Below are 26667 nucleotides of genomic sequence, written 5' to 3' on the forward strand. Positions count from 1 at the left end.
GGGAGTTGCCATGTCCTATGCGACGCAATTAAGCGTTCCGGGATTGCCGCTCGGCTATGGCGAATTGTTCATCGCGATCTGGATCGTGCTGGCGATTGGACGAATACTCGCTGGCGGCCGTCTCCAGGCCACACCCGCTTTTGTCCAACTGGCGAGCTTTTGGCTGCTCCTGTCGCTGGCTTTGGGAATCGGCACGATCGTCGGCTACCTGACCACCGTCCTTTACCTGACCGGGCTGGTACATGACGTTATGGCCTATGTGTTGCTGGCAAGTTTCACATGCCTGGCGGCCGCGGAGCCCGACGCCGATCGTCACCTTCGCCGCAGTGCGTGGTGGGTGATCGCCATCGCCAATGGGAGCTTCGTAATTCAGCTGGGACTGGCATTTGGGGTAGCCCACCAGTCCGGCGTCGATCCCTGGTTCTGGGACCGGTTCCGTGGCTGGTCCGAGAACCCGAACCAACTTGCGCTCTATTGCGCGCTTTTTGGCCCACTGGCTTTGCATCTTGCTACGACCACCCGCAACCCATGGGCTCGTTTGCTTGCATTCTCATGCCTGCTCCTGACCTTTTATGTCGGCCGGTTGACGAAGAGCGACACCTATCTCTACACCAGCATCCTGAGCTGCCTCATCTTTATCGGATTGCGGCTTCGTGCATGGATTGCAACGAGTGGCCGCGCCAGCATGCCCCGCATGGCGGCAATTCTGCTGTTGGCGGGTTCCTTGCCTCTAGCGCTTGCAATGACGCCGTACGCGCTCACCGAAGAGACCAGCGTCGCCAATTTTGCCAAGAGCCTTACCAAAGACGAAGGCGGGGAACGGACCGTCGAAACGTTCGAACTCCGGCTTTATCTCTGGCAGGAGGCTGTGGAAAAAGGATTGAAATCCGGGTCCCTGGGACTGGGCCCTGGGCCCCACCTCGAGCGGCCTCCCGTCGCCGACCGTCAATTTCTGCAGCGACCTTTCGAGGCCCATAACACCGTTCTCGACCTTTACCTGCAGGGCGGATTGCTTGCCGTGATGGCGTTGGTCTGGATCGTGGGAGCCGCCATGTCCTTCGCCTGGCGAGCGGGATTCGACGCCCTGCTGGTGCTCGGGGGGTCGACGATAATCTTCAGCATGCCTCATCTGATCATCCGCCACCCGATCGTGTGGTTTTCTCTGGCTTTCTGCCTCGTCGCCGGAAATCCGAGCGCAATTCGGCGGCAGCTTGCTGAAACGAGGGTGGCCTGATGTGTGGGATTGCGGGAATTCTATTGGCTTCCGATGCCGCAGACATAAAGCCGCTCGGAGCGATCGGGCGGATGACTGCATCGCTGCGTCACCGGGGGCCGGACGGCGAAGGGCTCTGGACCGACCGCGAAGCTGGGATCGCACTGGGCCACAGGCGATTGGCAATTGTCGATCTGTCAGCCGCCGGGCACCAGCCGATGCATTCCGCCAGCGGCCGGTACGTGATCACCTTCAACGGTGAGATATACAATTTTCGCGATTTGCGCAGCGAACTCGAGTGTGCGGGCCAAACCTTTCAAGGCGCCAGCGACACCGAAGTGATGCTCTGCGCAATCGAGCATTGGGGGCTTGAGGCCGCCCTCAATCGATTTGCCGGGATGTTCGTCTTCGCATTGTGGGATCTGAAGACAAGAAGCCTGCATCTGGCCCGCGACAGGATGGGCAAAAAGCCCCTCTATGTTGCTTCGACCCGAGACGCATTGGTTTTCGCCTCTGAGCTGAAGGCGATCAACTCCTTTCCGGGCTTTTCTCCCGACCTTGATCTTGATGCCGCGGCGACAATGCTTTCGACGGGATGGGTGCCGGACCATCGCTGTATCTGGCGAAGCGTGTTCAAACTGCCGCCTGGTTCCGTCCTTTCCGTCACCGCGGCGAATTATGCCGTAGACCGCAGCGCGGACCGTCTTTCCCAACGCGTTCACCGCTGGTGGTCGCTGGCTGACGTCGCTGCCGACGGGCGACGGAACCCCGTCATCGGCACGGACGAAGACCTGATTGACGAACTGGACAAGCGGCTTCGACTGGCTGTGCGGGAACGTATGATCGCCGACGTGCCTCTGGGCGGCTTCCTGTCTGGCGGGATCGACAGCTCAGCCGTGATCGCCTTGATGCAGGCCCAATCCTGCAAGCCGGTTCGCAGCTTCACGATCTCGTTCGCAGAGGGCGGCTTTGATGAAGCTCCATACGCAGCGGCCGTTGCCCGTCATCTGGGTACCGACCACTCCGAACTTCACCTCTCGCCAAGCGCCGCACGTGACGTCATTCCCGAATTGCCGCAGGTCTGGGATGAACCTTTCGCCGATGAATCACAAATACCGACCTTGCTCGTTGCCAGGCTCGCTCGTCAGCACGTCACCGTAGCGCTGTCAGGCGACGGTGGTGACGAGTGCTTCGCAGGATACGGCCGCCACTTCATGGCGGAGCGGCTGAAACGACACCTGCGCCTGCCCCGACAACTGCGCAGAACCTTGGCGGCAGGAGCAGGTTTTTTCGCACGCGCCGGACGTGACGATGTCATCGGCAAACTGCCGCTCTCTGCGAGCGCGAGGCATTTTATCCGGAGCGACCGAATGGAACGTCTCGCCCGGCTGCTCACGGCAACGAACGAAGACGAATTGTTTCAGCGGCTGGCGCGGCCACAGGCTGAAAACCTGGGACATCAGCGGCCGACCGAACCAATCTGCGGCTACGGCGGTCCGCAGCTTGACGACCTGCTCTCCCGTCTTCTGTGCGATGACATGGCGGGCTATTTGCCTGGCGATATCTTGGTGAAGCTGGACCGTGCCACCATGGCCAACAGCCTTGAGGGCCGGTGTCCTCTGCTTGACCACCGCGTCGTCGAATTCTCCTGGCGGCTGCCATCCAACATGAAAGTTCGTGATGGCGCCGGCAAATGGATCCTTCGTCAATTGCTACGCCGCTATCTCCCGCAGCACCTGATCGAGCGTCCGAAACAGGGCTTCGATGTCCCTATCGCTGCATGGCTGAGGGGTCCGCTGCGCAACTGGGCCACCGATCTTCTCGCCGACATGCGAACCGAAAGCAGTGACGTGTTGGATACTGCGAAGATCGACGCCTGCTGGCGCGATCACATTGATGGCCAGAACCGCTCGCGCGAATTGTGGTCCGCTTTGATGTTCCAGGCCTGGCGGAGCAACGCCAATCGGCAAGCACAGCAAACCGGCCCAACTCATGAACTCGACATGGCAGGAGTGTAAGATGGTAGGTTCCGCAATCAGCCCGATCCAGCTGCCACGGGTCAATCAACCGCCAGCACCGGTTCCCGAAGGCAGAGTGCACGTGCGGTCATTGCGTGAATATGTCGAGCCGCCCACCGCGTCGCGCCAACTCTTCGTGATTTTGGCAAGGAGAAAATGGTCTATTGTTGCCTTCGCTGTGTTGGGCGGCCTGTTGGCGGGGTTGTTGGGAAGCCTTCGACCCGTTCTCTACGAGTCAACAACCCAGCTTATCGTCGACGCCCCCTCGCGCGGTTCACTGCCCGTCGGCGCCCCATCTTCGCAGGATCTCGTCGATTCAAGCATAGATGACCACATCACGATGCTATCGTCGCAAGATCACCTGCGCCGCGTCATGGCGGCACTGCGCAAGACAGGTGCGGCGGAAACCGGACAGGACAATTCCTCTAGCAGGAATTCCCGGCTTGAACCGTCTGCCACCCCTCCCCCAAGGACACGCTCACTTGCCGGCGCTCTACTGGACCGGCTATGGCCAGGGGCGGACCAGGCAGCCAGCGGTCCACAAGCCGAGGATGCCTCCGAGTTGAGAGCTTTGCGGCGAGGAATGCGGGTCGGGCAGGAGCTGCGATCGAGAGTAGTCTCCGTCGCTTTCGCCGATGACAGCCCCGCGCGGGCGGCGCTCGTGGCCAACACCTTCGCTCAGGTTTATGTCGACACCCTAGCGAAGAAAAGGCAGGCATCCGACCAGCAAGAGCTCGATGCAATCACCGCCAGTTTGCCCGGGCTGCAAAATGATCTGCAGGCAGCGGCTGACCGCCTTGAGAAATATCGGCTGAGCCACGGAGCCATCGACCAAGGCTCGGCGGACAATGCAGCCAGGGAACGGGCCGACCTCAGCCAGCAATTGTCGATGTCAAAGGCGGATCTCGCCGCCGTGGAATCTCGGCTTCGATACGTTCAGGGGCTTCGAGAGCAAGGGGCCTCTCTCATCGCCCTGGCCGAAGCTATTGGCGCGCCTGAACTTGCCGACCTTGCGGCTCGACAGGCTCTCGCGCCGGCAGACCAGGAACTCAGAACCACGACGCAAAGCAAGATCGAACAAGGCGTCGACAAGATTGCTGCCGATGCAAACATTTTCCGTGCCCAGATCGCTGCTCTTGAGAGCCGAAAGAACATCCTGGATGCGGTCATGGCCGACACCGCCAGCCGGCTTTCCGGTTTGCGGGCTCTCGAGCCGCAGGTCAGCCTGCTGACCCAGCGATATAACGAACTCCTTGGTCGACAACAGGATTTGACGCGGCGTATCGGAGTTCCCTCGGCTGGGATTTCCATCTTGTCCGCGGCTTGGCCGCCGACTATCCCGCAGACATTGCCAGCCATCTTCCTTGTTCCCCCTGGGATGATCCTATTCGCTATTCTGGGGGCGATGTACGTCACCATGCGCAATCATTTTGACCGGACTTTCCGCGGCGAGGCCGAGGCGGAAGCGGTGCTCAAGGTTCCATGTATGGGGCAGATTCCCGAAGCGGGCGGAGTTCATGCCAAACAACTGCGAAACCTCGTGCTGGGGGAGCGCAGGTCCGCATATAGCCGCGCGGTGACGTCGTTGCTGATTGCGGCGGCACCAAATGCGCTAAGGGCTCGTTCGTCCTACACGGCGCTTGTCACCTCCAGCGTACCGCAGGATGGCGGGACCGAGCTCGCGTGGAGCCTGGCGCTCGCCGGCACGCGACTGGGCGGTCGAGTCCTGTTGGTCGATCTTGAACGCAAGGGCGTTCAGCTCACGCTCGAGTTCCTGCACCAGTTCAGCGAGCGCAAGAACCGCCATTCCTTCGCTGACTATGTTTGCAATCGCTGCGACCTGCAAGGTGCCGTTGCCAGGCTGCATGAAATCGGGATCGACGTAATGACCGCCGCTCCGTCGGACGACCTGCTGGCGCTGCTATCGTGCGAGGACGGAGGCAAAGTGATGGCGGATCTGCACGCGACCTATCGCATCGTGATCATAAACCTGCCGTCGGCGCTGGGGCGGCCGGAAGCCAAATTTCTGCCAGGATGGGCGGACGTGGTTCTTTTCGCCATCCGGTGGAGGAAAACGCCACGCACCCTCGCTCGCGGGGTGCTGGAACTCCTTCAGGGCAACGGTTCTCTTGCGATACCTGTCGGCAGCGTCCTCACGCGCGTGAACTTGAAAAAACATGCCGGATATCGGCTCGAGGACAGCGCCGACCTCTTGCGCGAGCAAATAGCATGACGATCGCAGGTTCGTCCTCGGGCGACGGACGATCTGGCGGCGGTTCACCCAGGGAGCGGCCGGGACGATTCACGGTGCAGCCTGTCCGCAGAGCGCGTCATTCAGGTGAATGATGGCAAGGTCCGGTGTGCATCGTAGGCTGCGGCAATCCCCGATATTTGCCTCCCTCGGAAGCGCGAACCGATGGCACCAAGCGACCTTCTGAGACCCAAGACGGTTCCTGCGGCCGGCACAGCCGTCCTAGTTGTTCGGCCGAGCCCGATCGGCTCGATCATTCGTGCAGCAGGTGGAGTGTCGGCAATGGCGATTGTCGGCCAGCTCACCCTTCTTGCTGCGATTCCGGTTTTGGCGCGGCTCTATTCGCCGGCGGATTTCGGCATCTTTACGATTTACCTGTCGATCGTGAACATACTCGCCGGGGTCGCGGCATTGCGCTTCGAGGCGTCGCTCTATGGGGTCAAGGGGAGCACGCAGGCCTATGTGACGGTCAAGCTTATTCTCCTGGCCGTGTTTGTGACCACCGTCCTGGCCTTTTCGGCCGGACAGATGCTGTCGAACCTTGCTCCCACTCGCCTCGGCTCACTCGCCTGGCTCATTCCGATCGGAATGGGAGGCGCAGGTCTGGTCGAAGCCATGAACTGCTGGAGTTTGCGCGCCGGGCTTTTGCGCGATTTTGCTCTTGGGCGGCTGATCCTGCCGGCGAGCATGGCTGCACTGCAATTGGTTTTCGGCATCGCCAACCTCGGCGGCGAAGCCATGATCCATGCCCATATTCTGAGCCAGTTCGTCTTCATCGGCCTGATCGGCTATCGGGTGATGAGTTGGGAGGATTTGCGCGGCATCGCCTGCGCACCCTGGCGTGCGGTGCTGGAAAAGGCTCGGCGGGAATACAAATTTCCTCTGTTCGACATTCCCGCAACGCTCGCGAGCATAGCAATCAACAATCTTCCAGCAGTTCTTGTCGGCGGGCTGTTCGGCACCGCATTCGCCGGATATTTGGGGGTAGCCGCGCGGCTGGTCACCGGTCCTGTGACGTTGATCGCCACACCGCTCAGCAATGTTTTTGTCGCCGAAGCAAACCGGAACAGCAATCGTGGACACCTGCTTGGTGTGGCGCGCGGCCTCCTCCTGCTGGCCGCCGGCTTTACCGCGGTGCCGATATTGCTGCTCGGACTCGCCGCGCCCTATGTGGTCGTTCCGCTCCTGGGCGAGCCTTGGATGCCCACCGCGGAAATCATGACCGCACTGGCGCTGATGGGCGCGGCACAAGCGTTATCGACTCCGCTTAGCGACGTTCCCGCTCTGCTACGGCGGCAAGGAACAAGACTGGTCATCGACCTCGTACGAGCGGTTCTCGTGTTTGGCCCGCTGCTCGCCGGCGCCCAGGCGGGCTGGCAGCCAGTCACCGTCATCTATTTCATGGCCGCCGGCGGCGCGTCGGGTTTCGCTCTGAAAATGGCAGCATCGCTGTATCTGCTGACCCACGACCCTCAACCAGCAGGCGCTGCGACGTGCATCCAACATGAATGTCTCGAGGAAAAAACACCATGAATTCGTCGTCGGTTGACAACCTTCAAACCGCAGTTGCGGTCACTCAGCATGACCGGGCCGATGTCTCATGGTCACGCCCTTTTATCTCGGTCGGGATACCAACCTTTCGTCGACCGGATACGATCCGCAGGGCGATCGACAGTGTCTTGGGCCAGGATTACTCCGATTGGGAGTTGGTCGTGAGTGACGACGAGGGGCCGGAGGGCGAGACCTGGGCTATCGTGACCGACTACGCACGGAGTGAACCTCGCATCCGCATCATCGAAAACAGTCGAGGTCGCGGTCAGGTGGAGAACACCAACAACGCTATGCTGGCTTGCTCCGGACGATGGATCAAGTTGCTGCATGACGATGACTGGCTTGCGCCAGGTGCACTCAGGACATTCGCCGAAGTTGCCAAACAGTACCCCTCGGTCGCTTTCATGACGTCAGCCGCAAACATAATCGAGGACAAGCGAGTGCGATTTCGCCAAGTCCCCAAGGAGCAGGAACCGATCTCCCTTTATTCCAGCCAGCAGTGCCTGATGGACCTCTATCTGGTGCGCGCGACACGCTGCCTGGGGATCATTCCATCCACATTGTTGATCAACAGCGACGTCATTCGTGCCGGCTGTTTGATGCGCACGCACAACGAGATTCCGGCCGGAGTGGATCAACTGTTCTTCGTCGATCTAGCCAGCCATGGCGACATGGTGGCGATAAGCGATCCGCTTACCTTTTACGATGCAACGAACCATCCAAGCATTACCACGTCAAAGAGTTTCCGCGAGGTCGACGAAGTGACCCTCGCCGTCAAGCAGCTTAACTGGAATCTCATCAAGGATCGCAACCATCTCCCCCCTCCCGAGACATTGCTGCGGGCGTTGCGGGTTGCTCGCATTCCCATGCGGTTCCACCAGCAGTCCTGGTTGACCACGTTCCTGGACGGGGTTCAGATTTTCCGGCCTTCCGTCATGAAGGTGGCGGGCTGGCACGTGCTTAACCACGTGTTTGCGATCCGCCCAAGATTGGGGCGGGTGCGCACACGACGGCGGTAGGGTGGGGCTGGGCGGACAAGCACGCCGGCAACAGATTGCGCGCGCACAAGCCTCTTGTGCGCGCGCATGGTATGGGCGTTTATCTCACGGCAAAACGCATATGCGCCCGAGAAGAGCTACCAGTTCCGCCTGGCGCCGTGTTTCGGTTTTGGCGAAGAGCGACGCCAGCTGTGACCTTATCGTGGTCCGGCTCAAGCGCCGCTTGCGGGCTATTTCCAAAGGAGCATCGCCCTGCGCCAAGCGCAGCGCGAGTTGCGTTTCGGCACTCGTCAGACCAAACATTCTTTGCAGCGTCTGGGGATTTGGTCCAGACCTGTTTTCACGATCCAGCAGCGCCACGATACTCGTCGCGTCAGGCGTTGCTATGCCCTTCTCGTTCAAAATCAAGGGCCTGTCGCCCATGCCGCGGATCACCACCCATGAAAGCGTGCCAGGAAGAAAATTCCCCGGCACGTTTGCGATCAGCCGCCTCAGAGCAACAGACACCTTGCCGGCCGTATCAGCTGCCTCGCCCTCGCGCTCCAAGGTGTTTTGAGCGGCTGAATTCCACTCCATGACCTTCCTGTCGCTGTTGAGGATCAGATAGCCGCAACCGATGCGATCAAGCATTCTCACAACAGATGCAAGGCTGCTCTGCCGTGGCTCGACAGCCACGCCATCGAACCTTTGTGATGCTTGATGCCAGGTGGAACGATGGCCACCTTGCGTGCTCAAGACGGAGACGGGCTTTCCCCCGAAACTTCTATATTGACGACCAAGAATTCCATCATCTTGCCTACCAACCAGTGCCATTTTCTACCTCCCGCAAAACGGCAACGCCTCCCAGTCAAAAGGAGGTGCCTTAAACATGTCAGTCAGGTCGCTTGGAGAATTGCGGTCCGATCCGCCCCCGACATCGGACAAAATGCGCGCTACAATCCCGGGGAACAATCCTGCGGTCGGACTAGTCTGTACGCTTTTCGGTCTAATCTCGACGGACTAGTCAGAAGGTTCTAATCTGGCACATGCGTTTGCATTCGCTCAGTTTGCATCCGAACGGCTCAGGCAAGTTGCTAACCCACCTTGCCTCGATGTCGCTCCTGATCGCGACACTTGCAGTGGAGACAGCGCTGCCGACGTCTATGGCATACGACATCGGCTTTTTTGAGTTTGTTCCCACCATTATTGCCATCTCATATCTCGAAGATCGCCCGATTGCCCTCGCGGCAACGTTTGTGATGGCGGCTGCCGGCTTATTGACGCGGGATGTCCTGCACAATCCAACCGACGTCGACGTTTGGGTTCGGGCCATTCTGCTACTGGTTGCGGGGGGGATGATCGCCATGACTTTCCACCGGCAGAGGCAGGACTACCGCACCCTTTTGCAGGTTGCAGAGGCCAGGCTCGTGGCCTTGGAGGCAACCGAAAACAGTTATCGCTGGGCATTCGAACGTGCCGCCATTGGCTTTGCCAACATGAGCGAGAATGGAGAGCTACAACGGTCCAACAAACGTCTTTGTGAGATGACAGGGTATGTGGAAGAGGAGCTTTCAAGTCTGCCGCTCAGCGCACTCGTCCACCCTGACGACAACCACATTTTGGCGGAAGCGTTGACGCGCCTCAAAGACACGACTTCGTTCGGCTCGGAGATCCGTCTCCTGAGAAAGGACGGCACGGTTTTGTGGGCAAGAGTGGCGCTGTCCTTGGCCGTGCCGGCCGATGCTCTCCCTCAAAGCGTCTTTGTAATGGTGGACGATATATCGGGGGAGCGAACCGCCCGCGAGGCACTCCGGGCTCAGAAGGAATGGTTGGACCTGGCGCTATCGTCCAGTCGGTTGGGAACATGGCGCATAGACTTCGAGAGCGGATCCGTGAACGGCTCGGCCGCGTTCTGGGAAATGATGGGGCTGGCACCCGCGCCGAGCCGTCCATTGCAGGAATTGGCGGCGGTCGTTCACCCGGCCGACTTGCCTAATCTGACGGCCCCGGGAGAGCTTGCATCAGGCGCCAACTATGATGCGGAGATCCGCATCAGGCGAGCTGGCGGGCTTATCCGCTGGATTGCTCTTCGGGGACGGGACGAATTGCGCGACGGTCGTGCACAGCGAATAGGAGTCGCCGCGGATCTCACCGATCGGCGCATAACCATTCTGCTGCGAGCTGCGGCGAAGAAGCGAGAACGGGCCATGCTAGAACAGCGCCATAGGCTCAACAATCTGTTTCCGGTGATCACGGCGCTAGTGAATATGGTTGGTGCCCCCGACAACGATGTCGCCCGCTATAAGCAGACACTGATCGAAAAAATCGGCGCACTCCAGGCAACCCATCTGCTTCTTTCACGCGATGGCAGCCTGTCGGCTTCCCTGCATGACCTCATCGCTCAGGAATTGCAGCCCTATATGGGGACGCACAACATTTCGATCAGTGGACCCGAAGTAAAAATGGCAGAGGGTTCGGCTGAGAGCTTCGCAATGATCGTTCACGAGCTTACGACCAATTCCGTGAAGCATGGGGCTCTCGGCACTCCGGCAGGCCGGATCGAGGTCGTATGGCAATTCGCAGCCCAGGAGCCCGGCGCCGACATCGTGTTCGAATGGTCGGAATCGGGAGAGCGCCGGGTCTCCACCTCGGCTCGGCGTGGCTTTGGGTCGTTGATTATTGGAGCCGGCGGTGAGCCTATTGTGGGCCACTCTTCCAAGCTTGAGATGCTGGATCACGGACTGAAATATTCGGTCCGGCTGCCGCCAAAAGCAATCGGCGCTAGTTGATGTCTCTGACGGCCCATGTCTTCAGCAAAACCGCGGCTTCCGTCCGATTTCGTGCTCCAAGTTCGCGCAGGACGGCGGCAGCATGAATCTTCGTCGTCGCTTCTGCAATTTCAAGAGAGCGGGCAATCTCTTTGTTCGAGTAACCCTCGGCCATCAACCTGAGGACCTCCTTCTGTCTGGACGTAAGCCTGCCCAGATTGTTGACGCTGATGGTCCTGTGGGGCATTTGCGTGGGAGCCTCGGATGGAAGGCGTACCGACTCCTTGGACCTTTGTGAAAGAAGTGCCGGAACGTAAATACGCCCGGCCAGGATTTCCTTCACCGCCAGGACCACCTCCTCGTCCGTTTGGGATTTTACGATATAGCCATGAAGCCCAATCGAAAGGGCAGTCAGAATCTCGGCGCGTGAATCCGTCCCTGAGACAATAGCAAACCGTGTGTCGGGATGAGCCGGTAAGACGTCGCGAAGATCATCCTGACCCGACAGTCCCGGCATGTGCAGATCGATGATGGCGAGATCAACGGGCGCCTGATCTTCAAGCAGGCTTATGACGGTATCAAAACACGCCGCTTCGAATATTTCCAAGTCTGGAATGCCGGCCATCAATGCCAGTCGCAGCCCACGACGATACAAGCCGTGATCATCGGCGATGATAATACGATACATGAACCACCCACCTTTTGGCAGCCCGCATGTGTCCCTAGCTGCCGAAACCTCCCTTTGGATGGACTGTACGGTGACCCAACACAGATCAGCCGCCCGCTGATCCCCCGTATGTCGACGCCCGCCGCCGCCCACCTGCACATTTCAACCCGCTAATATAGCTTACAACCGCACACATTTCAGGGCCAGATATTTAAGTGTTTTTTTCGTACAAACGGTGGCGATGCCCCTTCGAAGTCGTTACCGGCGCCGGACATGTCCACAGCAGTCGCCAAACAAGCGGCAACAGCTCCGAGCTCTGATTGATCGCCCTGCCGCGCCCATGGCCTGCCAACTGCAATATTGAAATCAAAAAGGCCGGGAAAGTGCCATTCAAATGCACGACGACGCCTTCTCGGGCGCCACTTACCATCGCTGCACTCTGGAGAGGCGAAACCAACACTGGCGTATCTTCCGGACGGGTGGGCTGGACCCATCACACCGCGACAGTCGTATCAACAGGAGGACGAGATGAAAGCGGTCATTCAGTGCGGAGGAATGGGAACACGCCTTCGGCCCTTCACATCCATCTTGCCCAAGCCTCTCATGCCGATCGGGGCTCGACCGGTTCTTGAATTGCTTTTGAAGTGGCTGCGACGAAACGGCATTCAGGAAGTCTATGTCACGACCGGCTATCTGGGGCACTTGATCCGCACCGTATGCGGAGACGGGTCACAGTGGAATCTAAGGATACGCTATACCCAGGAGCTGGAACCTCTCGGCACTATAGGCCCGCTCTCCCTGATCAGGGAGGAACTGGACGAGCCGTTCATTGTTCTCAATGGGGACGTACTTACCGATCTCAGTCTCAGCCGGTTTGTGGCCTCACACCGCACTCACACGGATCCGGTCACCATAGCCACCGCCTCCCGCATCATAAAGATGGACTTCGGCGTCATCGACGAGATCGGCAATACTGTCCAGGTATTTCGTGAAAAACCGACGCTATCTCATCTGGTCAGCATGGGTATATATTGCATGAATCCAGACGTGTTCCGCTTTATACCTGACGGCATCGCCTTCGGATTTGACGACCTCATGCTGCAAATGATGCAAAACGGCACGAATGTGCACGTCTACAAACATGACGGGCTTTGGCTGGATATCGGACGCGTCGAGGATTTTCAAAACGCACAAACCATTGCCTGGGAAGAGCAGTCCGCATCGATCGAGGTCTCGGCAGCGGCCGCTTGAGGTTGAACGCTCGGCCGCGCCAACATGAGGAGGTCGTAATGCTCTTGGTCAGCGCTCCTATTCTTGGCTTTCCGGAAAAGGCAGCCCTGGCCAAAGTTGTCGACAGTGGGTGGCTGACGATGGGGGACCAGGTACGAGCCTTTGAAGAAGCCTTCGCAGCCGTGCATGATGCGGCCGATTGCGTTGCCGTCAGTTCTTGCACCGCCGCCCTGCATCTCATTCTCCACGCACTTGGGATCGGCCCAGGAGACGAAGTGCTGGTTCCCTCGCTGACCTTCGTGGCGACCGCGAATGCAGTGCTCTACGTAGGAGCAACACCGGTATTCGTCGACATAGAGTCGGCCGAAGTGCCACTGATGTCCCTAAGCGACGCGGAAGCCAAGTGCACCGGACGTACCAAGGCTGTCATTCTCGTCCACTTTGCCGGCTATCTTGCCGACCGGGAAGAATGGCAGAGATTTGCCCGTGTGCGAGGACTGCATATCGTCGAGGATGCCGCGCATGCTCCCGGCCTTAAGGAGGTGGGGACTTACGGTGCGGCCGCGGCCTTCAGCTTCTATGGCAACAAGAACATGACCACCGCGGAAGGTGGGGCCGTTATCGCCCGGGATGCACAGCTCCGTGAAGCGATCCGCCAGGCTCGTGGACATGGGATGACCAGTGGCACACATCAGCGGCTGAACAGCCGCACGCCGCAATACGACGTGACGATGCTCGGTTTCAATTATCGCATGGACGAATTGCGCGCCGCCATGGGCTTGGTCCAGCTTCAGAACCTGCAGGAGTGGAATGAAATCCGGCGCATATTGGTCGTCCTCTATCGACGTCTGATCGCAGACTATTGCTCGGCCGTGACAGTCCCGTTCTGCAAACCGCGAACCTCGGCCTACCACATCATGCCTGTCCTCCTGCCACATGACGTCGACCGGCAAACGGTGATCGACCATCTGCGAACGAAGGGAATACAGACCACAATCCACTATACGCCCGTGCACCAGATGACGCTCTATCGCCAAATGTTCACTGAAATCCATCTGCCGAAGACCGAGGACTTCGCGCAGCGGGAGTTGACGATTCCACTACACCCGCAAATTACGGCAAGTGCGATCGAATCGGTGGTTGTTGCGTTGGCCACGGCGATTGAAGGCAGCGGGCGCGCGGGAGCCGCGGCATGAACGCACTCGACGTGACGATGCATCGGCCCGCCGTAGCTGGCACCAGCCACGGAATTGCCAGACGCGCGATGGACATCATCCTCGCCGCAGTAGCGGGAATGGTACTCGCTCCACTGATGCTCCTGATTGCCGTTGCACTCTTTGTCGAGGGCGGTTGGCCCGTGCTTTTCGCACAGACGCGCCTGGGTGCCGGCGCAAAACCATTTCGCATGTACAAGTTCCGCAAATTCAAGACAACAGCCGATCCTTTCGGCCTTGCGCTGACCATGAACGATGACAGCCGCATGACGCGGGTAGGCCGTTTTCTCGCGGCAACGAAACTTGATGAGTTGCCCCAACTGTGGAACGTTTTTAAGGGAGACATGGCAATTGTCGGCCCGCGGCCGGAAAGCCTTGCCTTTGCCGATTGTTTCCGCGGCGGCAATGAAGCTGTCCTACAGTGGAAGCCTGGCCTGCTCGGCCCGACCCAGGTTCTCTTCCGTCACGAAGCCTGTTTTTACCCGCCCTCCCTTGATCCGCTCCTGTTTTATCGAGAGGTCCTGTTCCCGGCCAAGGCAACGATCGACCTCTCCTACTATCCGCGGCGCACGATTGCATCGGATCTCGTCTGGATGATGCGAGGCTTCAGGGCGGTTTTCGGCGTGTCCCTGCCACCCGCGGCAAGTGGGTAGAGTTGGCAAGTGAGGAGAATTTGGCATGAATGGATTGTTGTTCGTTCGCCAGTTTGACGGCTCACACGATCGAAGGAGTGCGCGGTCGTGAGCTATCGCGGCAGGAAGGTCCTAGTCACGGGTGCGGATGGATTTATCGGGTCCCACCTCACGGAAGCGCTGGTGCACGAAGGTGCCGATGTCACGGCACTGGCCCTCTACAACTCGTTCGACAGCCATGGCTGGTTGGATGATTTGCCCAACCACGTTCGAAGCCAGTTGCAATGCATTCGTGGGGACGTTCGTGACAGCGCGTTCATCAACCGGATCGTGCGCGGCCAGGCGGTCGTGTTTCATCTGGCTGCGCTGATTGCGATTCCCTATTCCTATGCGGCTGCCCAATCCTATGTGGAAACCAATGTGCTGGGCACCGTGAATGTCCTCGAAGCGGCACGCCACTGGGAAACCGAGCGCATTGTGCATACGTCCACAAGCGAGGTTTATGGCACCGCACTGACCATGCCTATCCACGAATCCCACCCGTTGCAGGGACAGTCCCCCTACTCCGCATCCAAGATCGGGGCGGACATGATGGCGGCGTCCTATGCCAGGTCCTTCGATGTGCCGGTGGTCATCCTGCGACCGTTCAATACATACGGGCCACGCCAGAGCGAACGGGCCATCGTGCCGACCATCATAAGGCAGGCTCTGGACGAGAACTGTCCGGCGATCATGGTCGGCGACACCAGCCCTATTCGCGACCTTACCTTTGTGGAAGACACTGCGACGGCATTTGTGGCGGCAGGGGCCGCCGAGCTTGAATTTGGCCATGCCTACAATGCCGGCAGCCAGCGCGCCGTCAGTGTCTCGGACGTTTTGGAGTTGGTGCTCGAGTTGAGTGGCACCAGGAAACCGGTCCGTCGCGACGAAAGCCGGATGCGGCCGCAGAACTCCGAGGTTCGCGCGTTGCTCGCCGATTCCTCGAACCTTGAAAGTAAAGTCGGATGGCGGGCGCATACAAGCCTGCGTGACGGTCTGGAAAGAACCATCGAGTGGTGGCGCTCGCGCCTCAGCGAGGGCCGCGTCCGTCGTGAAATGAGCTATATGACATGACCTTTCCGCGGCTCATACCGGCCGTGCTGCTGATGGCCGCTCTGCTGGCGCTGCACACAGCCGGAAACCGGCCGAGCGGTGCGGCAGGCACGGAGCCGGCAATGGATCTGCCCGCTTACCTGAAACCTGCAACCGATCCGGCGACAGGGATCAGCTTCACTCGGATCACCAAGCCCGGAGCTCTTGGCGGAGGAATTGTCTGCGGCAAAATATATTGCAGTCATCGGTACTCGAGCGCGCAAGCGTGGAATGCCGATCAGAGTCTCCTCGTCCTCATGAACGGCTGCAACGGCATGTGCTTCCTCGATGGGAAAAACTACGTTCCTTTGTTCCATCGCAACAAGCCGGGTGAGTGCGAATGGCACCCTCGAAACGCGGACCTGATGGTTTGTGTCGATGATCAGAATATCTCGACCTGGGCGCCCCGCAGCAATCGTGAGGACATAGTTTTTGCCGCTGCGAAATATCGGGATCTCAAATTCGGCCCGTCCAAGGGAAATCCAAGTCGTGACGGCAGCCGCATTGCCGTACGCGCGACCCGCGATGATGGTGCTGCCGTCGCCTTCGCATATGACCTCGACCGGCGTCTGAAATACCCGGACATCAATCTCGCCCAGGTTGCCGGAACGACCAGTTCCTGCACCATTTCTCCGCTTGGAGAAAACATCCTGTGTTTCCAAAACCTGGCCGACGGCACCGAGCAGCGAGCCATTTTCGCAATCGACGGCACCTTGCGCCAGACGTGGAAGGACCATCATCGGCCCGGCCATGGCGATATGACTCTCGACGCGGACGGCAGCGAAATTTACGTCGGAATCAGCAAATCCAGCCCGGACAAATATCAGGTGATCAAACGTCGGCTGTCCGATGGAAAGGTCACGTCGCTCATGAAGTTCGGCGAGGCCGAGCATGCGTCGCTGCGTGCTTTGGACCGGCCCGAATGGGCATTTATGAGTTACGGGGGCAATCCCGAGGAGGTTCGTAGCCAACCTGACTGGGCTCCATACACGCGCGAAGTGATCGCGCTGCGTGTCGACGGCAGTCGAGAGGTCCGACGGATCGTGCAGACGCGAAATGCTCCGTTCGATTATTGGAGCGAGACACACGCCTCCCCGTCCCCTGATGGGTCGCAAGTGATCTGGTCCAGCAATTGGGGGGTGCCGGGCGGACCGGTCTACGAATTCGTCGCCCATCTCGATTGGTCGCAGCAGCCGGATCTGAATCAAAAGGAGATTGCCACCAATGGCCTTCGTTAGCCGAATTTCCTTTGCAGCGCTTGCCGGATGCCTGGCCTTGAGCAACGCAACCGCGGCCGAAGCGCCGGTGGCCTACAGGCTTTCCCCCGGCGACACGGTGGAGATAGGAATTGCCTCCATCGCGGAACGAACGCAACGCGCGATCGTCCAGATGGATGGCTCGATCGCGCTGCCCGAGTTCGGGATGATCCCGGTTGGCGGGTTGACGCCGGCCGAATTGCAGACGCGCATGGAGGCGGTGCTGCCAACCAAGATCGTCCACCAGCGTCTGCCTGATGGACGGGAGCAAATGATCGTCATCAAGCCGAGCGACGTCACAGCCGTGATCGCGGAGTACCGGCCGATCTACGTGACTGGCGATGTGCTGACGCCAGGGCAGCAGGCTTACCGGCCACTCATGACAGTCCGGCAGGCGATTGCGGTCGCCGGCGGTTTCAGCCTTCTGCGGTCGCGGGCAAGCCAAAGCGGACCTGATCCCGTTGATCTGCGACGCGACTACGAGTCGATCTGGGGGGATTACATCAGGGACTACTTTCATGGCGCCCGCATCCGCGCCGAACTTCAGAACCAAGCAGAATTTGACATGCAGCCGCCGCAAGGCTCGCCCCTGTCGAATGCATTGATATCGGCGGTGGCGCAGGCGGAAGCGGAGGGTCTCAAAATTTCGCTGAACAATTTTCAACAGGAGCAAAGCTATCTCGACAAGACTGCCAAGGATGCCGAGGCTGAGGTCGAGGTTCTGCTCAAGCGCGAGCAGACGGAAGCGGCAGCGGTGAAACAGGATGAGGACGATCTGGCGCGGGTCACCAAATCGTTCGAATCGGGCAACCTGACCAACAGCAGGCTCGCCGACGTCAGACGTGCCGTGCTGATGTCGTCGAGCCGGGCGCTCGAGACCTCGGTCGAACTCATGAGAACGCGGCGCCAGCAGGAAGACTTCGTCAGGCAGCAGGAACGCAATGAAAATCAACGAAGGATCGGCCTTCTGAACGAGTTGAGGGACACCGACCTTCGCCTCGCCGAGACCACTGCAAGGCTCCACGCAGCCAGCCAGAAGCTTCAGCCATCAGGGGCGTCCGCTCTTCCACTGCCGGTCGCCGGCGAAACCTTCCAGGCGCGGATCACAATAACCGGTGGAGCCGGCGACGCGTCGAGAGGTCGACCGGTCGACCAGGACACTGAGGTCGCACCTGGAGACACCATCGAGGTGAGGTTCAGCAGCGACCTGCAGAGTGCGGCGATCCAGTAGTTGCGCGGACGTGAACCGAGCCGGGAACGACGTGGTTGATGGCTCGCCTCACGGTATGAAGACCGGGCGCTCGAGAAATCAACATGGAAAATCCAGAAAGCGGGGTTGTCGTGATTGGTGAAATAGATGTCGCCAGCGCCTACATCACCGGCCGCATCGGCTTCATGGGGCTCAAGTTGGTTGTCGCGCCCGGCGTGCTCGTCCCTCGCCCGGAGACGGAATTGCTCGGCAGCACCGCCCTCAATGTGCTGCGTGCACTTAATCGGCCGGTACCGCGTGTCGTGGACATGTGCTGCGGGGCGGGCAATCTCGCCTGCGCCATTGGATACAAGGTCCCCACCGCGCGCGTCTGGGCGAGCGATCTCACTGACAGCTGTGTCGAGACCACCTGCCGGAACGTCGCCCATCTTGGCCTGGCCGGACGCATTTCGGTGCTGCAGGGCGACCTGTTCAATTCCTTCTCGGGTCTGGAGCTCGAAGGTACGATCGATCTGGTCGTCTGCAACCCGCCTTATATTTCGGAGAAGCGGCTCGAAAACGACCGCGCGCATCTGATGGAACTTGAACCACGTGAGGCGTTCGCTGCCGGGCCTTACGGCCTGAGCATTCACATGCGGGTGATCAAGGAGGCGCGGCGCTATCTGCGGCAAGGTGGCATGCTGCTTTTCGAGGTCGGGCTTGGCCAGGACCGGCAGGTCATGAGTTTGGTCGAGCGTTCCAAAGCCTACGAGAACATTCGCACGGTTGCGAACAAAGCCGGTGAAGCAAGAGTGGTTTGTGCACGGGCTAGAGCGCCAGCGTGAGCCGCGCCATGGGTTTGTGCTCGGTTGGGACGACGCCCTTGAACCGTAGCCCGGCGATCAGTTTTCCTTGCTGAGCACGTAACGTGCAATTCCCTGGATGGAATCGAAATTCTCAGGCAGAAGTTCACTGTCCTCGACAGTGATGCCGAATGTCTCCTCGACGAAGCCGATAACTTCAAGCACTCCAGTCGAGTCTATGATGCCTTGGTCGAGCAACGACGTTTCAACCTCCAGGGCGCGCGGGTCGGCCACGTAGAAATTTGACGCCAGAAAGGCGCGTATCTGATCGCTGTAGGTGTCAATTCTGTTGTTCGTGCTCAGCATTGAATTGGCCTCCGATCCAAATGATTTCCAGGTATCGCTTTATGACAGCGCTATTTTCTTGAGCTTGCCCGTGTCCGTCATCGGTAGACTGGACACAATCTGGATGGACTTCGGAATCATGAAGTTTTCCAGCCGCTTCTGACACTCCATCCGCAGCTGCTTTTCGCCCATGATCGTTCCTTGCTCCATGACGACAAACGCTTTCACTGCTTGCCCCAGCAGGTCGTCGGGAACTCCGACAACCGCGGCCTCCCGTACTCCCGGGATTTCCATCAGCACGTTTTCGACTTCCCTGGGCGCCACCTTTTCTCCCCGAGATTTTATGATCTCATCGCTGCGGCCGACAAAATAGAGGTAGCCTTCCTCGTCCATTCGGCAGTAGTCGCCGGTGTACAGAACCTGCTCGCCGGGCAAAGGGCCAGGCTTGAGCTTCCTCGCGGTAGCCTCCGGCTTACCCCAGTAACCCTTCATGACCGTTGCCCCGCGAATGACCAGCTGGCCGACGACATTGGGACCGACCCTTCGGTCATCCTCATCGACAATCCACATTTCGGTGTTCGGGATGGCTATCCCCACGCTCAAGGGTTTTCGGGCAAGATCGTCCGGCGGAAGATAGGTGCAGCGTTTGCATTCGGTCAGGCCGTACATCGAATAGATGCGGGCGTCGGCAAACAGTTCCTGGAGCAGGCGAATGTGCTTGAGCGGCAGTGCCGCGGCCGTGTTCGTGACATACCTTATGCTTGCAAAATCATCTGCCTTCAGCGTCTTGAGATCCGACAGCGCGGCAAAGATGGTTGGCACGCCGGGAAAGCCTGTAACTCTCTCCCTTTCGATGATCGCAAGTATCTGTGCAGGGAAGGCAAACGAGCGCTCGAGGACCAACCGCGCCCCGGTACGGAATGCCATTATCATCTGATAGAGGCCGTAGTCGAAGGCCAAGGGCAAGACATTGAGGATCACGTCGTCTTCGCCAAGCTCGAGGTACGAGGCGATAGACGTGCAGGCTGCCATCATGTTCCTGTGTGTCAGCATCACGCCTTTGGGTTCGCCGGTCGAGCCCGACGTGTAGATGATGGCTGCGAGATCGATGTCGATGCGGCGGCGGACCGGCGCTTTGCCGTGGCCGGCAGCAACCTCATCCCAGCGCACGGCATGCGGCAATCCCCGAAGCTCGGCGTCGTCCACCGGACCGGAGACGATGAGCCGCCGCAGCGACGGACAGTTACGCGCCGGCTCAGTAAAGATCGGCTGCAAATGTCTGTCGGTAATCAATGCCGCCGGAAGGCAATCGTTGAGCAAATACCCCAGCTTATCGCTCTTGGTGAGCGGATTGACGACGCACACAACGGCGCTCGCCTTGAGAACCGCCCAGAAGCTGACCACGGTCTCGACTGTGTTGTCGGCGAAGATCATGACGCGGTCACCGGGGGCGACCCCGGACGTGACGAGATGATGGGCGACCGCGTTGGAACGTGTCTCAAGCTCATCATAGGCAAGCCGGTGCCCGCCGCACACCAGCGCCACCTTGTCGCCGAGCCGGCCGGCCGAATGGCTGAGGTAGTCGTGCAGCAGAGGGACGGCGCCATGCATCATACCAGCACCTCTTCCCTGTGCAGGCGATCGACATCTATCCTGAGGTCGACCGCACGCGCGCTCGATGGGCGGCTTGCGACAAACTGCTGATGGAGGAGCTGCGTCGACAGCACACCGACCAACGCCATGTTGTCCGAGTTGGACAGATCCCCATCGCCGGTCTTGGCAGCGCATTTGTCCAGCAGGCGCGCGACCGAGTTCGGATCAAAGACATTCGCCGCGCGCAGGGCAGTCTCCGAGAGTGCTTCGCGGACATAGGCGGGTGCGCTATCGCCCATGAAGCAAAGTGCGTTGGGCGCCCGGTAGGGTTGCTTCTTGCGGGCCACGACTTCCGCGGGCACGATCGATCTCGCCACACGCTTCAGCACGTGTTTCTCATCCAGAATGCGCAGCTTGTAGTCGGCCGGAAGCGAATTCGCCAAGGCCACGAGCTTATCGTCCAGGAACGGGAAGCGCCCTTCGACGGAGTGAGCCATCAGCATCCTGTCACCTTGCGAGGAAAGCAGGTAGCCCGACATCAGCGTCCTGATCTCAAGGTACTGGTCCTGCGCGAGAGGACCCCATCGTTGGAACTCTTCGGGCAGGCGGGCGAGCAGGTCCGCTACCACATCGTGGCGCGCCGCTTCGGCGTGCATGTCGGCCGAGAACAGCCGTTTGATGGCGCTGGTGGTGCGCCAGCGGGTATCATGCGCGAAGCCGGGCGCGCCATATGCATGGATACCGTGTCCAAAGAACTGGCGCGCCATCGCCTGCTGCTTGACCGGCGAGCGGCTCAGATAAGGGTAGAGGCGTTCCAGCAGTCGGGCGCGTCGGGCGGAGGCGGGTTGCCGCCCCCAGAAGCGGCGGACCTTGCCTTCCCGGAACAGGTCGTAGCCGGCGAACATCTCGTCGGCCCCCTCGCCGGTCAGCACGACCTTGATGCCATGTTCGCGCACCAGCCTCGAGAGAAGGAACAACGGCGCCGGCGCCGTCCTGAGAATCGGACGCTCGGCGTGACGGATCACATCCGGGAAGATGTCGGCGATGTCACCGCGCGAAACCATCACCTCGTGGTGCTCGCCGCCGCTCGCACCAGCAACCAGTCGCTGGTAACGGGTTTCATCATATTCGGCGTCAGCAAAACGCAACGAGAAAGTCTGGTACGGCGCGCCGGCGAAGCGCCTCCCGAGCATGGCGACAAGTGAGCTGTCGAGCCCGCCGGAAAGGTAGCAGCCGACCGGCACATCCGCCTTCACCATCCTAAGCGCCGTCGCCGCTTGCAAGGCGCCGCGCACTTCGTCCACCGCATCCTCCAGCGAGCCCCTGAAGGTGCCATGGGTCAGGTCCTCGCTCTCGGGATAGCAAGGTTTCCAGAAAGCGTGCTCACGAACGCTGCCATTGTCGTAGATGCGGACATGGCCGGGGGTAAGTTCCTGTACTCCCTGAAATACGCCTTGCGGCGGTACGACGGTCCAGAGCGTGAAAGTCTGGTCTATCCCCGCGGGATCGAAGGCCCGCGGTATCGCGGGGTCGGCTGCGAAAATGGCCTTCACTTCGCTGGCGAAGTGAAGGCGGCCAGCGTGTTCGCACAAATGCAGCGGGCAGATGCCGAACCGATCGCGCGACAGGACGATGCGGCCTGTCAGCGAATCCCAGATGGCGAGTGCCCACTGCCCGTTCAGCCGCTCGAACGCGCCCACGCCCCAGGCGCGGTAGGCATGCACGACGACCTCCGTGTCGCTGCGGGTGCGGAAACGATGTCCCAGGGCCATGAGTTGTTCACGCAGCTCGACGTAGTTGAATATCTCGCCGTTGAACACGATCCAGGTGGTATCGCCTGTGTCGGCGAGGGGCTGCTGTCCAGTCGAGAGATCGATGATCGACAGGCGGGTATGCGCCAGCCCGGCTCGCCTGTCGCGGTAAAGGCCGCTCTCGTCCGGGCCTCGATGGGAGAGCGCGGCTGCCATTCGTAGAAGCGCGGCTCGTGACGGAGGCTCCGCAGCCGCGTTCAGCGCCACAATTCCGGCGATGCCGCACATGGTCAGTCCCTGTCCATCGCAGCGGGCAGTTGCGGCCGTGCGTGAAGGTAGCGTGCGGCGCGGCGTTTGCTGACGATATCCTTATAGACCTTCTCGACCTGCTCGGCCGTGAGGCCGGCGGCGGCGGCAACCGCGCCGGCCGAAATTCCGTGATTCATGCCGTAGAGGCACAAATCCATCAACTGATAAGGCAAGGCGAAGTAGAACTCCTCCTGGGTTTGCGCCATGGAAAACGTGTCCGTGGTCGGCGGCCTTGTTCGGACCTCCTTGTCAATCCCGAGATACTCCGCCAGCTGGTAAACCTGGGCCTTGTAGAGATGGACGATAGGCATCACATCGGCGACGCCGTCCCCTTGCTTGACGAAGAAGCCTTGGTCGTATTCGAGTCGGTTTGGCGTGCCTGCCACTGCATAGTTGAGGCGGTCCGCGTGATAGTATTCAGTCATCTTGCGAACCCGCTGCTTGTAGTTGGTTGCAGCGACGATCTGCAGGTAAGCCGCCGGCGACAGACGCACGGTGTCGATCTTTCCGTCCGGATCCTCGACCGTAAGGCGCGTGATATTGAGGCCGCTGCTCTCCAGCACCGATGCCATGACCAGCTTGCATTTCCAGCCTTCGCCATATCCAGGGACGGCAGTTCGGATGGCCTCCACCTGTCGGGCGTAGGCGCCGATGCCCTCGAGCGCCGGCTGGATATCTTCAAGGATTGTGTCGATGCCAAGCTGCCCAGCGACGCTACGGCCAAGCCTCAACGAGTCGCCGGACGAATCGCGCTCCGGCATGAACAGGCCCAGTACCTTGTCCCTGCCGAACGCCCGTGCGCATACCGTTGCGACGACTGAACTGTCGATGCCTCCGGAGAGCCCGACGACCACTCCGCGACGCCGTTGTGTGCCGAGAACCTGTTCGCGCAGGGCCTCGACGATGCGATCGATCTCCAGCCGGGCGTCGAGCGCCAGCACATCGCTGCTGAATTCGCCGATCAGGTCGATGACACTGCCTCCTGTTTGCGTGACTCGATTGAAGAGTAGGTCTCGGTCACAGCGTTTTCGATGAGCGGGCGATTGACGGTCAAATGAGGCTCCACGACCATGTCGATGTGGGTGCCGGCGATCGGAATGACGTCCAGATGGACGAATGCCCGATCCCACCCAAGTGCAAGCGGCATTCCGGGCCGCGCGCAACGGAACAAGGTGCCGGTGATCGGCAGCATCGGCCTGGGTTCTGTCAGCCATTGGAAGAAGGCGCGCGCCCGCAGAACTTCCTGCAGTTCCAGTTTGGTTCTGAAGCTCGTCGGGTTGAACTGACCCTCGGCATAACGGTCGAGGAAGCTGGCAAGCCGGGATTCGCAGCGCATTTTGACCGCGACCTTGGCAAGCGCGCGGCATGCTACTCGACTAGCCGATATACGATTGGTTCGGATCCGGTGAAATGTCCGGGTAATGGTCTCCCAACGCTTGCTGCGCTCGCCAACCAGGCTGGTATCCAGAATGCCCGTGAACGCTACCGCTCGCCCTTGATCAAGCAGACGCGCGGCAACCTCAAAAGCGACCGCTCCTCCGAGCGAGTGACCAAGCAGGCGAACACAGCCGGTCGGCTGCACGCGGTTGATATGATCGATTGCAGCTTCGACCATTGCGGCGACAGTGTTCTGACCTTGCAGGATCATGCCCAGGGCCGGATATCTGATGGGAGACACCCTGGCGACCTTGCTTATTGCCGATGCGAACGAAGCAAGGCTCGGGCCATAGCCAACCGACCCGGGAAAAAGGAAAAGCAGCGGAGGCTCGTGTTTCCAGGCGGGCGCGTGCTCGCTGCCTCCTTGGGCGGAAATGACCGCTGCAACCATCTCATCGAAGCTCATTCCAACCGTGAAGGCTTCCAATCCGAGTTCCTGCCCGATCGCGCTTTCGATTTCCATGACGCAATGCAGCAGCTTCAGCGAATCTCCCCCCGCTTCATCCCAGCAGCCCAGGGCGACCCGCGTCTTGAGGACCTTGGTCCAGGCACGCCGTACGATCCGATGAGCAGGAACTTCATTTCCCGCATGAGGGATTTGCGGTGGGGGCATTGTTTCCCGAACCGAAAGGTCGATTGCAGCCAGCATTGCCATATCGATCTTTCCGCTGGCCAGTCGCGGTATCTCGGCGCTTGCATGGAGCCGCATCGGGCAAAGCGCCGGCGGCAATTTTGTCCTGGCAAGTTGGCGCAGCTCGTCGCAAAAACCGACTCCCGCCCCGCCGTGGGGTACGGCGAACGCAATCAGGTCATTCGCCGGGGTGACGATAACCACGGCATCCTTCACCGACGGCGCGCCGCGCAAAACCCGTTCGAGTTCGGCCGGCTCAACGCGCCGCCCATTGACCTTTATCTGGCGCCCTTTGCGACCGATGATCCGCAACAGGCCATCACTACCAATTTGCACAAGATCGCCCGTCGCAAAGATGCGAAGCGTCTGGTCGTCGGGATCTACTTCAAACGGAACAACTGCCCCGTTTTCCCAATATCCAAGCGCGACATACGGGCTTCTGATCAACAGTTCTCCGATCTTGCCCGGCTGAGCCGGATAACCCTCTTCATCGACCACTGCGAAGCTGATTCCCGGAAGCAGCCAACCGACGGGAGTTGAAGAATCGAATTCCGGCCAATCGTGCGGCAAGAACCACTGCGATCCAGTCGTTTCCGTCGATGAATAGCCGATCTGCACCAGGCAATTTGGCGGCACAGCCTTGCGCACGAGGCGGATATCGGCCGAAGACACCTTCTCGCCTCCAATTCGGGCAACCCTGAGTGAACCAAAGGCGCCCGCGGGCTCATCCGCCAGGAGAGCGCGAAGCAATGCCGGCACCAGATAGGTGATCGTCACGCCTTCCGATTGCATGCGGCCGCGAACCGCGCGCAGGCCAACGGCTTCGACCTCCACAAGCTGCAACGTGGCACCTGTGAGAAGAGCGGCAAGGATTTCCCGACAACCGGCGATGGTTGCCGGGCCGGTCAGGGACAGGAAAACATCCTGTGCATTGATGTGGCACGCGTCGACATATTGCTGAACCCGGCACAGCAAGTTCCGCTGGCTGTTGACAATCCCCTTGGGGCGGCCCGTGCTGCCGGAGGTATAAAGCACGATTGCCGGTGCATCGACAGAAACGATACGGTGTGCGGCTGGACGAGGCGCTGCCTGCAACGCTTGCGCCATCTCGATCCGGGCAACGTGCTGGGGCAGACCAAGGCCGTGGAGGCCTTTGTCGCCAATTATGGCGGAGAGCCTCGCGTCGGCGACGATTTCGTTGATGCGCGAGTCCGGATCTCGCACGTTGAGCGGCACTGACGGTCGACCGGATGCCATGCTGGCCAGCATCGCAACGGTGTACCAGACCGAGTTGGCCTGAAGTATTCCAACCGCATTTCCGTCGGGAACGACGGCTTCAATCCGGCTGGCCAAGGCCTCGACCGCCCGAAAAAGCTCGGAATAGGTCAGTCGATTGGTGCCGTCGCTGGCGGCTAATTTTTCGGAATAACGCTCGGCGATTTCCCTCAGGTGATCAAAGACAGGAATGTCGGCGAAGCCAGTTCCCATCCGTTGGTGCAGACGTAGAACAGGCCCGCCATGGTCAAGAGCATGATCGGGAGCTTTTGACCATCGACAAGAGACCACCGCTTGGTAGTCAGCCTGCACCGTTTGAATCGCCCTCGAAGATTCTAAATGCGCCAGAGACATAAGGGCCCCACGCTAGGATTGTTGCCGCTTATCGCCCCGCGGCATGATCTTTTCATCAATCATTCGGATGAT

General features: G+C 59.9%; 20 protein-coding genes. 13 read left to right on the forward strand and 7 right to left on the reverse strand.

Annotated elements, in window-relative coordinates; genetic code table 11:
- The first annotated feature begins 10 nt into the window (after window positions 1–10).
- From MESCI2_RS0108720 to MESCI2_RS0108740, 5 genes are all read left to right on the forward strand, one after another.
- A complete protein-coding gene (locus tag MESCI2_RS0108720; protein ID WP_245270262.1) occupies window positions 11–1234 on the forward strand; it encodes an O-antigen ligase family protein in 1224 nt (407 codons plus the stop codon).
- Window positions 1234–3231, forward strand: coding sequence for an asparagine synthase (glutamine-hydrolyzing) (asnB, locus tag MESCI2_RS0108725; RefSeq protein WP_027036248.1), 1998 nt, complete (start codon window positions 1234–1236; stop codon window positions 3229–3231). Before MESCI2_RS0108720 ends, asnB (MESCI2_RS0108725) begins: the two co-directional genes overlap by 1 nt.
- Window position 3232: 1 nt before the next feature.
- Window positions 3233–5464, forward strand: a complete 2232-nt coding sequence (locus MESCI2_RS0108730) for a GumC family protein (RefSeq protein ID WP_027036249.1) — start codon at window positions 3233–3235, stop codon at window positions 5462–5464.
- A gap of 300 nt (window positions 5465–5764) precedes the next feature.
- Window positions 5765–7015, forward strand: a complete 1251-nt coding sequence (locus tag MESCI2_RS0108735) for an oligosaccharide flippase family protein (protein WP_245270263.1) — start codon at window positions 5765–5767, stop codon at window positions 7013–7015.
- Window positions 7012–8052 (forward strand): glycosyltransferase family 2 protein, encoded by a 1041-nt coding sequence (locus tag MESCI2_RS0108740; protein WP_032900507.1) that lies wholly within the window; start codon window positions 7012–7014, stop codon window positions 8050–8052. The genes MESCI2_RS0108735 and MESCI2_RS0108740 overlap by 4 nt, the downstream gene beginning before the upstream one ends.
- A gap of 84 nt (window positions 8053–8136) precedes the next feature.
- On the opposite strand, the gene MESCI2_RS0108745 is transcribed toward MESCI2_RS0108740, so the two are convergent.
- Window positions 8137–8844 carry a helix-turn-helix transcriptional regulator gene (locus MESCI2_RS0108745; RefSeq protein WP_027036252.1) on the reverse strand — a complete coding sequence of 236 codons (708 nt, stop codon included), beginning with the start codon at window positions 8842–8844 and terminating at the stop codon, window positions 8137–8139.
- A gap of 212 nt (window positions 8845–9056) precedes the next feature.
- Here MESCI2_RS0108745 and MESCI2_RS0108750 point away from each other — a divergent pair, with 212 nt between their 5' ends.
- Complete coding sequence (locus MESCI2_RS0108750) at window positions 9057–10799, forward strand: PAS domain-containing protein (protein WP_027036253.1); 1743 nt, start codon at window positions 9057–9059, stop codon at window positions 10797–10799.
- On the opposite strand, the gene MESCI2_RS0108755 is transcribed toward MESCI2_RS0108750, so the two are convergent.
- Window positions 10792–11466 carry a LuxR C-terminal-related transcriptional regulator gene (locus MESCI2_RS0108755; RefSeq protein WP_027036254.1) on the reverse strand — a complete coding sequence of 225 codons (675 nt, stop codon included), beginning with the start codon at window positions 11464–11466 and terminating at the stop codon, window positions 10792–10794. The genes MESCI2_RS0108750 and MESCI2_RS0108755 overlap by 8 nt on opposite strands.
- A 507-nt stretch (window positions 11467–11973) precedes the next feature.
- On the opposite strand from MESCI2_RS0108755, the gene MESCI2_RS0108760 reads away from it, so the two are divergent.
- The 7 genes from MESCI2_RS0108760 (at window position 11974) to MESCI2_RS0108790 (ending at window position 18942) form a co-directional block, all read left to right on the forward strand.
- A complete protein-coding gene (locus tag MESCI2_RS0108760; protein WP_027036255.1) occupies window positions 11974–12696 on the forward strand; it encodes a nucleotidyltransferase family protein in 723 nt (240 codons plus the stop codon).
- A 38-nt stretch (window positions 12697–12734) separates the two neighbouring features.
- Window positions 12735–13871: a DegT/DnrJ/EryC1/StrS family aminotransferase gene (locus MESCI2_RS0108765; protein WP_027036256.1), complete on the forward strand. Its 1137-nt coding sequence runs from the start codon at window positions 12735–12737 to the stop codon at window positions 13869–13871.
- Window positions 13868–14542, forward strand: coding sequence for a sugar transferase (locus MESCI2_RS0108770; RefSeq protein WP_027036257.1), 675 nt, complete (start codon window positions 13868–13870; stop codon window positions 14540–14542). The genes MESCI2_RS0108765 and MESCI2_RS0108770 overlap by 4 nt, the downstream gene beginning before the upstream one ends.
- 87 nt (window positions 14543–14629) lie before the next feature.
- Window positions 14630–15634, forward strand: coding sequence for an SDR family NAD(P)-dependent oxidoreductase (locus tag MESCI2_RS0108775; RefSeq protein WP_027036258.1), 1005 nt, complete (start codon window positions 14630–14632; stop codon window positions 15632–15634).
- Entirely contained in the window at window positions 15631–16890 is a 1260-nt protein-coding gene (locus MESCI2_RS0108780) for a hypothetical protein (protein WP_027036259.1), read from the forward strand. The genes MESCI2_RS0108775 and MESCI2_RS0108780 overlap by 4 nt, the downstream gene beginning before the upstream one ends.
- Window positions 16877–18139: a polysaccharide biosynthesis/export family protein gene (locus MESCI2_RS0108785; protein WP_027036260.1), complete on the forward strand. Its 1263-nt coding sequence runs from the start codon at window positions 16877–16879 to the stop codon at window positions 18137–18139. Before MESCI2_RS0108780 ends, MESCI2_RS0108785 begins: the two co-directional genes overlap by 14 nt.
- 110 nt (window positions 18140–18249) lie before the next feature.
- The gene (locus MESCI2_RS0108790) at window positions 18250–18942 is read left to right on the forward strand and encodes a N5-glutamine methyltransferase family protein (RefSeq protein ID WP_032900568.1); all 693 of its coding nucleotides are present in this window, start codon (window positions 18250–18252) and stop codon (window positions 18940–18942) included.
- Between the two features lie 57 nt (window positions 18943–18999).
- Here MESCI2_RS0108790 and MESCI2_RS0108795 read toward each other — a convergent pair whose 3' ends face one another.
- Genes MESCI2_RS0108795 through MESCI2_RS0108815 form a run of 5 tightly spaced genes read right to left on the reverse strand, consistent with a single transcriptional unit; the run spans window position 19000 to window position 26454 of the window.
- Window positions 19000–19266, reverse strand: coding sequence for an acyl carrier protein (locus MESCI2_RS0108795; protein ID WP_027036262.1), 267 nt, complete (start codon window positions 19264–19266; stop codon window positions 19000–19002).
- Window positions 19267–19305: 39 nt separating this feature from the next.
- Window positions 19306–20859 (reverse strand): class I adenylate-forming enzyme family protein, encoded by a 1554-nt coding sequence (locus MESCI2_RS0108800; RefSeq protein ID WP_027036263.1) that lies wholly within the window; start codon window positions 20857–20859, stop codon window positions 19306–19308.
- The gene (gene asnB / locus MESCI2_RS0108805; protein ID WP_027036264.1) at window positions 20856–22877 is read right to left on the reverse strand and encodes an asparagine synthase (glutamine-hydrolyzing); all 2022 of its coding nucleotides are present in this window, start codon (window positions 22875–22877) and stop codon (window positions 20856–20858) included. The genes MESCI2_RS0108800 and asnB (MESCI2_RS0108805) overlap by 4 nt, the downstream gene beginning before the upstream one ends.
- Window positions 22878–22879: 2 nt before the next feature.
- A complete protein-coding gene (gene nadE / locus MESCI2_RS0108810) occupies window positions 22880–23863 on the reverse strand; it encodes an NAD(+) synthase (RefSeq protein WP_032900571.1) in 984 nt (327 codons plus the stop codon).
- Entirely contained in the window at window positions 23860–26454 is a 2595-nt protein-coding gene (locus tag MESCI2_RS0108815; protein WP_081738642.1) for a non-ribosomal peptide synthetase, read from the reverse strand. The genes nadE and MESCI2_RS0108815 overlap by 4 nt, the downstream gene beginning before the upstream one ends.
- Between the last annotated feature and the right edge of the window lie 213 nt (window positions 26455–26667).

It is taken from the genome of Mesorhizobium ciceri WSM4083, assembly GCF_000519305.1.
Classification (GTDB): domain Bacteria; phylum Pseudomonadota; class Alphaproteobacteria; order Rhizobiales; family Rhizobiaceae; genus Mesorhizobium; species Mesorhizobium ciceri_B.